The sequence below is a fragment of the Geodermatophilus telluris genome (genome assembly GCF_900102745.1).
GTDB classification, from domain to species: Bacteria; Actinomycetota; Actinomycetes; order Mycobacteriales; family Geodermatophilaceae; genus Geodermatophilus; species Geodermatophilus telluris.
Genome location: NZ_FMZF01000008.1, coordinates 52,902 through 64,220, shown reverse-complemented (window position 1 = coordinate 64,220; position 11,319 = coordinate 52,902). Strand labels below are relative to the sequence as shown.

Genomic DNA, 11,319 nt, shown 5'->3' with positions numbered 1-11,319 from the left:
AGAGGACTCGGCGTGAACGCGTTCGTCCTGAACCGGCACGGCCGCATGGTGTTCCCCTCGAACGTCATGCCCGAGCTCGACTTCTCCACCGTGGAGACCCTCGAGCAGCTCGACAGCGTCATCCGGCGCGACTTCGAGACCAAGGCCCCCAGCGGCACGGAGATCCTCGAGCGGGTGCGCACCGGCGCCTACGCCACGCGCTACGACCTGATGCGCGACCTGGCGCTCAACCTGTTCTGGGCCAACCGCTTCTCGATCACCATGTACGACAAGCGGCCGACCCGCTGGGGCGACCTGCCGCGCACGCGCCCCGACGTGTTCCTGCCCGTCCTGGAGCCCTGGGAGGACGGCGAGGCGAAGGTCTCCGGCGTGCAGGAGGCCTACCCGCAGCTGCCGTCGCGGTGGGACGGGGCCTGCGAGGACCGCATCTTCGAGGTGCTCTTCGACGTGTTCGCCAACCGGCGGCACCACGCCTCGACGCTGCCGGCCGTCAAGCCCACGGTGGCGGAGTTCCTCGAGCAGCCCGGCGCGCTGACCTTCCGGCTGCCGCACTACGACCCCGACTACCCGGTGTACGACTACGCGGACATCCTCGACGTCTCCGAGGACGTGCCCGAGCTCGAGGCGCTGCACCGCTGGGCGATGGTGCTGCACAACCAGTACCCGTGGGAGCGCTCGCAGGTCGAGCTCGCCTCGGCCGACCAGCTGCGCGACGACGACTGGGTGGTCGCCTTCCACCCGCGGGACAAGGAGGTGCGCGGCTTCCTGCGCCGGCTGCGCGCCGGGGAGGTCCCCCGCCAGGTCGCCGGGCCGCGGGAGTCCCGGCCGCCGGTGCGGCCCTACCCGGAGCTCGACGTGCGCCGACGCTTCGCGGTGCAGCCGCGGCTGGAGGCGCTGGCCGCGGTGCACGGCGACCAGGTGTGCGGCAACGACGACCTGATCCGCAACACCGCCTACAACTGGTCGCCGATGAGCGCGGAGGAGATCCGCTCCAAGACCGGCATCGAGCAGCGCGAGTACAGCTCGCTGCCGCTGGAGGAGCTCGCCCTGCAGGCGGCCGAGGCGGCGCTGGACAAGGCCGGCCGGCAGCCGGAGGAGATCGGCGGGGTGCTGGTGTGCACCTGCACCAGCTCGCGGCTGATCCCGTCGCTGGCCACCTACCTGTGCGGCCAGCTCGGCATGCACCAGGTCTACGCCGCCTACGACCTCATCGCCGCCTGCGCCGGCATGCCCTACGGCGTCGCGGACGCCGTCCGGCTGCTCCAGGAGGTCGAGCGCCCGGTGCTCGTCGTCTGCGTGGAGAAGTTCTCCGACAAGATCGGCAACGTCCGCACCTCGCGGATGATCTTCGGGGACGGCGCGGCCGGCCTGGTGATCGGTCCCGCGCCCGAGGGCACCGACGGCGACGTCGACTACCTCAAGACCTACGCCAGCGGCCCGGCGAGCGAGGTCAACTCGATCCTGTGGCCCAACCCGGAGTTCGACAACAACATCACCGTGTTCGGGCCGCAGGTGAAGGCGCTGGCCGGCCGCTACCTGTCGCAGATGATCGACGAGCTCGGGCGGCTGCCGGCCCCCGACGGCCGGGACGGGTCGCTGATGGACGCGATCGACCTGATCGTGCCGCACCAGGCGAACAAGACGATGGTGATCGGCCTGGCGGAGAAGGCCGGGCTCACCGCCGACCAGCTCTACTTCAACATCGAGCAGGTGGGCAACACGTCCTCGGCGAGCATCCCGCTGGCCATCTCCGACGCGGTCCGCGACGGCGTGATCACCGAGCCGCTGCGGGTCTTCGCGCCCGGCTTCGGCGCCGGCGCGGTCGCCGGGTACGCCGTCCTGCGGGTCGACCCGGCGGTGGTCGCCGTCGAGGGCATGGCCGGGCGGTCGCAGCACGAGGAGGGCCAGCTGCCCGCACCGGCGGGGGACACCGGGTCGGCCTCGGAGGGCATGCGCGAGGCGTTCGGCTGATGGAGGACCTCCCTGCCCCCCTTGAAGGACCTCCCTGCCCCCCGCCGCTCGCAGGCTCGCGACGGGCCCCTGCAGGGAGGCCATGAGCGCTCGCGGCGGGACCCTGCAGGGAGGGCACAGCACGGTCCGGGCTGCGGACGGGACGCGGCTGAGGGCCTGGAGCAACGGCGGGGACGGCGTCCCGGTCCTGCTGTGCAACGGCCTCGGCGCGCCGCCCGCGGCCTGGCCGCGGCTGGTCGCGCCGGGCAGCGGCTTCCGGGTGGTGACCTGGTCCTACCGCGGGCTGGCCGGCTCGCAGCGCCCGGCCGACCGCGACCGGGTGCGGGTCGAGGACCACGCCGCGGACGCCCGCGCCGTGCTCGACGCCTTCGGGCTGCCCTCGGCCACGGTCGTCGGCTGGTCGCTCGGGGTCAACGTGGCCTTCGAGCTGGCGCTCGAGCACCCGGCGCGGGTGCGGTCGCTGCTGGCCGTCGCCGGGGTGCCCGGCGGCTCGTTCTCCGCGCTGTTCGCCCCGCTGGGCGTGCCGCGCCGGCTGCGGACCCCGGCGGGCCGGCTGAGCAGCCGGCTGCTGCCGCTGGTCGGGCCGCTGCTGCCGGTGCTGGTGGGCAGCCTGCCGCCGTGGCCGGAGCTGCTCACCGCCGACGGCGTCCGCGGCCCGGCGCGGGAGGCGGGGCACCCGGCGGCCCTCTACTCGGTGCTGCGCGAGTTCTCCCGGCACGACTGGCGCTGGTTCCGGCACCTGGTGCTCGCCGTCGCCGAGCACGCGCCGCTGGACGTCGCGGCGGTGCGCTGCCCGGCCACCTTCGTCGCCGGCAGCCACGACGCGCTGGTCGACGTCGCCGACGTGGCGGCCGCGGCGCGCGCCGTCCCCGGCGCCCGGCTGCGCACGGTGCCGGCCACCCACTTCGTTCCGCTGCAGTACCCGCAGCTCATGCGCGCCGAGCTGCGGGCACTGGTGGCGCGGGAGCCCCGGCCGGCCTGACCGGTCAGCCGCGGGCCGGCACCCGGTCGCGGACGTAGGAGCCGGGCGCCGCCTCCAGCACCGGGTGCGCGGTGCTGCCGAGGGACTCCGGCGCGGGCACCTCGTCCCCGGAGCGCTCGATCGCCCACTCCGACCACGGCTCCCACCAGCTGCCGGTGTGCTCCTCGGCCGCCGCGCGCCAGGCGTGCGCGTCGGGGCCGGGCTCGCCGCCGGTCCAGTAGCGGGCCTTGGGGTTGCCCGGCGGGTTGACCAGGCTCTGGATGTGGCCGCTGGAGCTGAGCACGAAGGTGCTCGGCCCCGACAGCAGCTGGGTGGTCCGGTAGCAGCCGTGCCACGGGGTGAGGTGGTCGGTGAGCGCGCCGGTGACGAAGGTGGGCACGGTGATCCGGCTCAGGTGCACCGGCGTGCCGAGCACGGTGAGCGCTCCCGGCTTGACCAGGGCGTTGTGCTGGAAGATGTCCAGGAACTGCTCGTGCAGCCGCGCGGGCAGGTTCGTGCCGTCGGCGTTCCACGCCAGGATGTCGAACGCGGGCGGGGCCTCGCCCATGAGCCACTGCCGCACCAGGTAGTTGAAGACCAGGTCGTCGGGGCGCATCCAGGTGAACACCGAGCCCATCTGGCGGGCGGTGATGACCCCGCGGCGGCGGGAGTTGCGCCGGGCGACGTCGAGCAGCCGGGGACCGGAGAAGGCGCCGAGCGGGGCCCGGCTGGCGAAGTCGAGCAGCGTCACCGCGTAGCCGGCGGCGGCCACCCGCTCGTCGCCCTGGGCGGCGAGGTGGTTGAGGGCCGTCGTCATCACCTGGCCGCCGGCGCACAGGCCCAGCGTCGTGACGTCGGGGGAGCCGGTGATCTCGCGGGCGGCGTCGACCGCGCTGAGCACGCCGCCGGCGTAGGTGTCGAGGTCCCACTCCGACTGCGCCTTCGTGGGGTTGCGCCAGCTGATCATGAAGACCTGCAGGCCGCGGCTCACCGCGTACTCGACCAGGCTGCGGCCGGGGCGGAGGTCGAGGAAGTAGAAGCGGCCGATCGGCGGCGGCACGACGACCAGCGGGCGGGCCCGCACCCGCGGCGTCGAGGGCGTGTACTGGATGAGCTCGACGATCTCGTCGCGGTACACGACGGCGCCGGGGGTGACCCCGAGGTCCTCGCCCACGGTGAAGGCGCTGCGGTCGACCTGCGACGGCATGCCGCCGTTGTGCACCAGGTCGCTGAGCATGTTCCGGGCGCCGCGGGCCAGGCTGAGCCCGGCGGTGTCGAAGGCCCGCTTCAGCGCGGCCGGGTTGCCCGGCAGGGTGTTGGTGGGGGCCAGCGCGCTGGACAGCGCGGTGAGCACGAAGCGGACCTGCTCGACCTCGCGCCAGTCGGCGCCGCCGGCCGCGAAGTCCTCGACCAGGCGGTCGAGCGCGCCGGTGGTGGCCAGGTAGGACTGGGCGAGCCGCCGGTAGCCCGGGTGCAGCGACCAGGCCGGGTCGGCGAAGCGCGCGTCCTTGGGCGACGGCGCGATCTCGTCGGTGCCCCGGAGGATCCGCAGGGCGTCGCGCCCGAGCCGGACGGCCTCGCGCGCCAGCGGCCGCGGCTGGGCCAGGGTGGCGGCCACCCCGCGCACCATCCCCCGCGGGGAGGGCATCGCGACCGGCTCGCCGCCCTCGACCGGGATGCCCTGCGGCGTGTCGCGCGGGGCGCGGCCGGCGTCCGCGGCCGGCCGGTCGGCGGCCCGGCGCGGGCGGGGCGGTGTCGTCGTCGTGGTCGTCACGGGGACCCCCTCTGTGAGCTGCATCACACGCCGTCGACCGTAGCCGGGGTGCGCGTCCTGGTGCCAGCACACCGGGAGAGCGGGGTCCCGCGGAAGACCTGCGCGCAGTGAGACCGGCGACACCGGGCCGGCCGGCGGCGGTCGGGCGGCGGTCAGGCGGGGACGGCGGCGGTGCGCGCGTACCAGGTGGCCAGCCGGGTGAAGCCCTCCTCGAGGGACACCGCGGGCCGCCAGCCGAGCGCGGCCCGCGTGCGGCGCTGGTCGAACCAGTGCGCGGTGGCCAGCTGCTCGGCGAGGAAGCGGTTCAGCGGCGGCACCGACCGCCGCCGGGTCGCCTCCCAGACCGCCTCGACCGCGGCGCCGGCGGCCCAGGCCGCGGCGAAGGGCACCCGCCGGCGCGGGCCGGGGACGCCGGCCGCCCGGCACAGCCGGCCCAGCACCTCGGCGACCGGGCGCGGCTCGCCGTTGGAGACGACCAGTGCCTCGCCGTGCACCGGCCCGCACGCGTCGACGGCGGCGACCAGGGCGGCCGCGGCGTTGTCCACGTAGGTGGTGTCGACCAGCGCCGCGCCCGAGCCGACCACCGGCAGCCGGCCGGCCCGGGCCCGCGCCACGATCCGCCCGACGAGCTGGGTGTCGCCCGGGCCCCACACCAGGTGCGGGCGGACGGCGAGCACGGCCAGGCCGGCCGAGTCGGCGGCCAGCGCGTCGAGCTCGGCGACCGCCTTGCTGCGGGAGTACCGGCCGCGGGCGCGCCCGGGGTCGGCCGGGTCCGCGCCGACGCCGGCCAGCGCCGTCCCGGCGTGCGCCACCGACGGCGAGGACACGTGCACCAGCCGGCCGACGCCGGCCGCCCGGCACGCGTCGAGGACGGCCCGGGTGCCCTCGACGTTGGCGTGCCGGTACTCCGCCCACGGCCCGGTCACGTCGACCTTCGCGGCCAGGTGCAGCACGGCGTCCTGCCGCGCGGCCGCCCGGCGCACGACCGCCGGGTCGGCGACGTCGCCGAGCACCTCCGCGCACGGCAGCCCGGACGGCCGGCGCTGCAGCACCGTCACCTCGTCGCCGCGCCCGAGCAGCGCGGTGGCCGTGGCCCGGCCGAGCATCCCGCTGGCGCCGGTGACCAGCACCCTCACGGCCGGGCGCCGGCGAGGAACCGGGCGGCGCGGCGGGCCACCTCCGCGCGGTCGACCTTCGACTGGTGGCGCACGTCGACCGGCAGGCGCGGGGCGGTGAGCACCGCGGCCACCTCGACGCCGGCGGCGGCCCGCACGGCGTCGGCGAGCGCGGGACCGGCCAGGCCGAGCCGCCGGCGCCGGCCCGAGGGCACGACGACGACCGCGACCACCTGCGCACCGGCCGGCCCGATGCCCACGGCCGCGGCCGCCGCGACGCCGTCGAGCCGCTCCACCCGCTGCTCCACGCCGACCGGGGTGACCACCCCGGCGGCGGTCGTCACCACGTGCTGCAGCCGTCCCTCGACCCACAGCCGGCCCGCGGCGTCGAGGTGGCCGACGTCGCCGGTGCGGTGGAAGCCGGGGTCGCGCGAGGCCGCCCGCTCCAGCGCCCACAGCGCGTCGTAGCGGTCCTTGACGTGCGCCGCCGACACGCAGACCTCGCCGGTCACGCCGGGGGCGTCGGTGAGCGGGCCGTCGGCGGTGCCGTCGGGTGACAGCGGGGCGACCCGCACGGTGACGCCGGGCAGCGGGGCGCCGACGCAGACGCCCTCGCCGTCGCCGGCGGCCTCGATGCCGGCCAGCGAGACGTCGGTGACCGGCAGCGCCTCGGTCATCCCGTAGGGGGTGTGCGGCTCGGCGGCGGGCAGCACCTCCCGCAGCGACCGCAGCAGCGCCGCCGGCACCGGCGCGCCGGCCGACACCAGCAGCCGCACCCGCGCGAGCGCCGCCCGCTGCGCGGGCGACAGGTCGCCGGCGGTGGCCGCGACCCGCCGCAGCGCCGCCGGGGAGGCGAAGACGACGGTCGCGTCGACGGCGGCCGCGGCGTCGGCCAGGGCGGGCGCGGTCAGCGACCCGGGTGCGGTGACGTCGACGTCGGGGACGGCCGAGCCGATGCCCAGCGCGGGGCCGAGGATGGCGAACGGCGCGAACGCGGCGACGAAGCGGTCCCCGCCGGTCAGGCCGTAGGTGGCCCGCACGAGCTCCTGCTGGGCGGCGGCCTGCCGGTGGGTGTAGACGACGCCCTTGGCCGGCCCGGTGGCGCCGGAGGTGAACAGCACCGCGCAGTCGTCGTCGACCGCCGGTTCGCCGGGCACCGGCGCCGTCCGGCCGAGCGCCTCGAGGCCCTCGAGGGTGTGCGCCGCGCCGCGCCCGGCGCCGGCCCGGCCGGCGGCGATCCGGGTCCCGGGCAGGCCCATGACCCGGGCCGCGGCCAGCCCCGCGCGGCTGCCGACGACGTGCCGCACGGCCGCGCCGCGCAGCGCCCGGCGCATGCCGCGCAGGCCCAGGCCCTTGTCGGCCACGACGACGACGGCACCGGCGCGCCACACCGCGTACACGGTGGCGGTGAGGTCGGCCGAGGGCTCCACGAGCAGCGCGACCCGGTCGCCGGGCCGGACCCCGGCGGCGGCCAGCCCGGCGGCGAGGTCGCGCACCCGCCGGGCCAGCGCCGACCAGGACACCGTCGCGCCGCCGACCTCGGCGACCGCCGCGGTGTCCTCGCCCGACCGCTCCTCCAGGGCCGACCACAGTCGCCGCCCGCCGTCGCCCGCGGGGCGGGCCGGGGCGGCGGGCCGGCCGAGGTCGGTCACCCACTGCGCGACCGCCCGGGCGCACTGCGGCGCGTCCTCGGGCAGCAGGTGCGAGGCGCCCGCGTAGCGGTGCAGCTGGGCCTGCGGCAGCCGCTCCCGCAGGTCGGCGAGGTAGCGCTCGCCGAACACCGGGTCGCGCGGGCCCCACAGCAGCAGCGCCGGGACGTCGAGGCCGCGGATCCCCTCGGCGACGGCCTCCTGCGCCGGGCGGCTGGGGTGGCCGGGGGAGAAGGGGATGTCGGCCACGAAGTCGCCCACCGACCGCCGGCGGGCCGCGGTCCGGTAGGGCGCGGCGAACGCGCGCCGGACGGCGGCCGGCAGCGGCGGGCGGGACAGCGCCGTCGTCGCCCGGACGAACACCGGCGTGCCGACGGTGACCGCCGCGCGCACGCCGGGCGCGTCCGCGGCGCGGATGAGCAGCGGGCCCCAGTCGCCCGGGGGCATGGCGACGGCGGTGTTGGCGAGGACGACGCCGCGCAGGTCCGCGCGGTGCTCCAGCGCCCAGCCCAGCGAGATCACGCCGCCCCAGTCGTGGCCGACGGTGACCACCGGCCCGGTGACGCCGAGCGCCGCGGTGAGGTCGCCGAGGTCGGCGATGCGCTGGGCCAGCGGCCGGGGCCCGTCCAGCCGCTCGGAGAAGCCCATGCCGAGCTGGTCGGGGGCGACCACCCGCCAGCCGGGGGGCGCGGCGGCGAGCAGCCGCCGCCACAGGTAGGACCAGGTGGGGTTGCCGTGGACGCACAGCAGCGTGCCGGCGGGGTCGGGGACGCCGTTGTCGAGGACGTGCCAGGTGTGCTTGGCCCCGGTGGCGTCGGCCACGGTGATGGTCCGCGACCAGGCGGGGTCCAGGCCCGGCAGGTCCGGCGGGAGGCCGGTGCCGTCAGGACTGTCGGGGGCCGTCACCAGGCGAGCTCGAGGCAGGAGACGTTGAGGCCCGAGCCGATGCCCATGAGCAGCACGCGGTCGCCGTCGGTGAGGGAGTCCTGCTGACCGGCCAGCGTGTAGGGCACCGACGCCGGGCCCAGGTTGCCCCGGGTGGGGAACGTGGTGGGCACCAGCGCCGGGTCGATGCCGAACCGGTCGCACATCGCCTGGGTGTGCACCTTCGACACCTGGTGGACGACGTAGCGGTCCATGCCCGCCGCCCAGTCGACCTGCCCGGCGGCCTCGGCCCACATGTCCTCCGACAGCTGCAGCCCGGCGTCGAGCAGGCCCTTGAGGTCGGTGCGCATGAGGTCGTTGTCGCCGGTGCACAGCTCGTGGTGCTCGGTGCCGGCGCGGCTGACCGAGGCGACCAGGCGGTGCCCCTCGGGGTGCCGGTCGGCCCGGCCGAGCACCATCGCGACCGCGCCGGAGCCCAGCGTCAGCGTGGCGAACTGCGCGATCACGTCCTTGGAGACGGTGCCCGGCCCGTTGAGCCGCTCGACCGTGCGCTCCTGGACGGGGCGGGCGTCCTCGCCGTTGACGACGAGGGCGTACTCGACCATCCCGGACTCGATCATCGCCGCCGCGAGCTCCATGCCGTTGACGAAGCCGAGGCAGGCGTTGGTCACGTCGAAGTTCTGGCAGGAGCGCGGCAGGCCCAGCGCGTGGTGCACGGCGACCGCCGTCGAGGGCTCCAGGTACCGCCGGCTGACCGAGGTGTTGACCATCAGGCCGATCGCGGCCGGGTCGACGCCGCTCTCGCTGACCGCCTTGGCGCCGGCCTCGGCCGCGCCGTCGACGAAGGTGACGCCCTCGGCCCACCAGCGGCGCTCCCGGATGCCGGCGAGGCGCTCGAGCAGTCCCGGGCGCAGCCCCACCCGCCGGTAGGTGTCGGCCAGCGCGTCGTCGAAGGCGTCGGAGGTGACCACCCGGCTGGCGTCGGCCGTCTGCACCGCCAGGACGGCGGTGTTGCCGAACCGGTGCGTGGTGTTGCCGTTCGTGTACAGGCCGCTCATCCCTGGATCCAGTCCTCGGAAGGGCCGACCCCCTGCGCGCCGCCCTCGGTGCGGGGCCACTACCCGCGCACCCCCACCGCACACGGCCGGAGCGCAGGTCCCGGCGCCGTCCCTACTTGTCGCGGGGCCCGGACGCCCCGACGATGCACGTCCGGAGAGACTATGCGGAACGGGTGTGAGCGACGGGGGCGGCCATGGACACCCACACCTCCCACGGCAGGCACCGCCGCCGGCGGGCGCACCGCCGGGCCGCCGTCGCCGTGCTCACCGCGCTGCTGCTCGCCGGCGCCGCGGTCGCCGTCCTCCTCTGGCGCGGCGGGGGGTCCGGGTCGGAGGCGGCCGCGGAGGGGACCGCGACCCCGGCCGCCGCGGACGGCGGCCACGGGGAGCACGGGGGCGGCGGGCCCGCCACGTCCGGCGCCGCGACGCCGCCGCCGATCGCCCCGTCGCCGGCCGGACCGTCGGCCAGCGCGGCCACCCCGGTGTCCGGGCCCGCGGTCGCCGTCGGGCAGGCGCCGCACCACCTGGCCCTCGCCCCCGGGGGCGGGTTCGGCTACGTCGCCGACCCCGCGGGCGGCGCGGTGGTGCGCATCGACGCGGCGAAGGCCGAGCCGGTGGCGACGATCCCCGTGCCGCAGGCGCCGCCGCAGATGGTCACCTTCTCCCCGGACGGCACGCGGGCCTACGTGTCGGCCTTCGACGAGGAGTACACGGTCAACGCCGTCGTCACGATCGACACCGTCGCCGACCGGGTGCTCTCCTCCGTGCCGGTGGGCCGCGGCCCCTACGCGCTGTCCACCGGCCCCGACGGGCGGCTGCTCTACGTGCCCTACTTCGACGAGGACCACCTCGACGTCCTCGACGCGGCCACCGGCGCCCTGGTCGAGCGGGTGGACGTCCCGCCGTCCCCGCACTGGATCGCCTTCGCGCCCGACGGGTCCACGGCCTACGTCACCAACCACTTCTCCGACGTCGTCACGGTGCTGGACCTGGCCGCGCACGACGTGGTCACCACCATCCCCGTGGGGGACGGGCCGCACAGCCTGGAGTTCTCACCCGACGGGACCCGCCTGGCGGTCGTCGACTACATCGGCGACGACGTCGTGCTCGTCGACCCGGCGACCGACACCGTCGCCGCGACCGTGGCCGGCGTCGGGGCCGGCCCGCAGGACGTCACCTGGGCCCCCGACGGCCGGCACCTGTACACGGCCAACGTCGACGAGGGCACCGTCGGCGTGGTGGACGTCGCCGCGGGCGCCGTCACCGCACGCGTGCCCGTCGGCGCGGACCCGACCAGCGTGACGGTCACCCCGGACGGCGGTCGGCTGCTGGTGACCAACTTCGGCGACGGCACCGTGCAGGTGCTCGAGGCCGCCCCGGCCGGGTGAGGGCGGCTCAGACGAGCACGCGGCCGCCGTGCACCGGGTCGGCGGCCTCGGCGGCCAGCAGGATCCGCCGGGCCGGGCGGTAGCGGCCCTCGCGGAGGCTGCGCGCCTTGTCCGGGTCGACCCGGGCGAGCTCGGCGTTGGCCGCCAGGTTGTGCTTGTTGTCGGCGAGCTTGACCAGCCGGCCCAGCGGGTGGGCCGCCGAGCGCCGGATCAGCCCGGAGATGTAGGGCTCGCCGGGGCGGCGGGTGACCGCGTCGACGGCCTCGACCACCACCTCCGGCACGCCGAGGGCGCGCAGCCGGGTGAGGTCGTAGCGGCGGTCGGGGTCGGGGTGGTCACGGGTGTCCTCGACGACGTCGTGCAGCACGCCGGCCATCTCCGCGTACGGCCCGTGCGGGCGCAGCGCCTCGGCGATCGGCCGCAGGTGCGCCAGGTAGTAGTCGCGCCCCTGCGCGTCGACCTGCCCCTCGTGCGCCCGCAGCGCGAGCAGGTGCGCATCGGGAACGCTGAACCCCACG

Annotated in this window: 8 protein-coding genes; 3 read left to right on the top strand and 5 right to left on the bottom strand. The window is 76.9% G+C overall.

The features are described 5' to 3' along the window. Nucleotides 1-12: 12 nt before the first annotated feature. Both BLQ97_RS21445 and BLQ97_RS21440 read left to right on the top strand, forming a co-directional pair. The gene (locus BLQ97_RS21445) at nt 13-1,971 is read left to right on the top strand and encodes a 3-oxoacyl-ACP synthase III family protein (protein ID WP_091368827.1); all 1,959 of its coding nucleotides are present in this window, start codon (nt 13-15) and stop codon (nt 1,969-1,971) included. Nucleotides 1,972-2,053: 82 nt separating this feature from the next. Beyond that, on the top strand, nt 2,054-2,953 hold the full coding sequence (locus BLQ97_RS21440; protein WP_091368824.1) for an alpha/beta fold hydrolase: 900 nt from the start codon (nt 2,054-2,056) through the stop codon (nt 2,951-2,953). Nucleotides 2,954-2,957: 4 nt separating this feature from the next. Here the strand turns inward: BLQ97_RS21440 and BLQ97_RS21435 are convergent, their stop codons facing one another. The 4 genes from BLQ97_RS21435 to BLQ97_RS21420 form a co-directional block, all read right to left on the bottom strand. Next, nucleotides 2,958-4,706 carry a PHA/PHB synthase family protein gene (locus BLQ97_RS21435; protein ID WP_091369134.1) on the bottom strand — a complete coding sequence of 583 codons (1,749 nt, stop codon included), beginning with the start codon at nt 4,704-4,706 and terminating at the stop codon, nt 2,958-2,960. Nucleotides 4,707-4,858: 152 nt separating this feature from the next. After that, nucleotides 4,859-5,842, bottom strand: coding sequence for an NAD-dependent epimerase/dehydratase family protein (locus BLQ97_RS21430; protein WP_091368822.1), 984 nt, complete (start codon nt 5,840-5,842; stop codon nt 4,859-4,861). After that, the gene (locus BLQ97_RS21425) at nt 5,839-8,376 is read right to left on the bottom strand and encodes an alpha/beta fold hydrolase (protein ID WP_091368819.1); all 2,538 of its coding nucleotides are present in this window, start codon (nt 8,374-8,376) and stop codon (nt 5,839-5,841) included. Before BLQ97_RS21425 ends, BLQ97_RS21430 begins: the two co-directional genes overlap by 4 nt. Further along, on the bottom strand, nt 8,373-9,413 hold the full coding sequence (locus BLQ97_RS21420) for a 3-oxoacyl-ACP synthase III (RefSeq protein ID WP_091368817.1): 1,041 nt from the start codon (nt 9,411-9,413) through the stop codon (nt 8,373-8,375). Before BLQ97_RS21420 ends, BLQ97_RS21425 begins: the two co-directional genes overlap by 4 nt. A gap of 194 nt (nt 9,414-9,607) precedes the next feature. Between BLQ97_RS21420 and BLQ97_RS21415 the strand changes: the two genes are divergently transcribed. Then, nucleotides 9,608-10,801, top strand: coding sequence for a YVTN family beta-propeller repeat protein (locus BLQ97_RS21415; RefSeq protein WP_091368815.1), 1,194 nt, complete (start codon nt 9,608-9,610; stop codon nt 10,799-10,801). 7 nt (nt 10,802-10,808) lie between these two features. Here BLQ97_RS21415 and BLQ97_RS21410 read toward each other — a convergent pair whose 3' ends face one another. Beyond that, nucleotides 10,809-11,318, bottom strand: coding sequence for a phosphohydrolase (locus BLQ97_RS21410; protein ID WP_091368813.1), 510 nt, complete (start codon nt 11,316-11,318; stop codon nt 10,809-10,811). Between the last annotated feature and the right edge of the window lies 1 nt (nt 11,319).

What these genes read in the sequence shown, in the direction of transcription:
- BLQ97_RS21415 (WP_091368815.1), top strand. Translation starts at nt 9,608, where the DNA reads ATGGACACCCACACCTCCCACGGCAGGCACCGCCGCCGGCGGGCGCAC.
- BLQ97_RS21420 (WP_091368817.1), bottom strand. Translation starts at nt 9,413, where the DNA reads ATGAGCGGCCTGTACACGAACGGCAACACCACGCACCGGTTCGGCAAC.
- BLQ97_RS21440 (WP_091368824.1), top strand. Translation starts at nt 2,054, where the DNA reads ATGAGCGCTCGCGGCGGGACCCTGCAGGGAGGGCACAGCACGGTCCGG.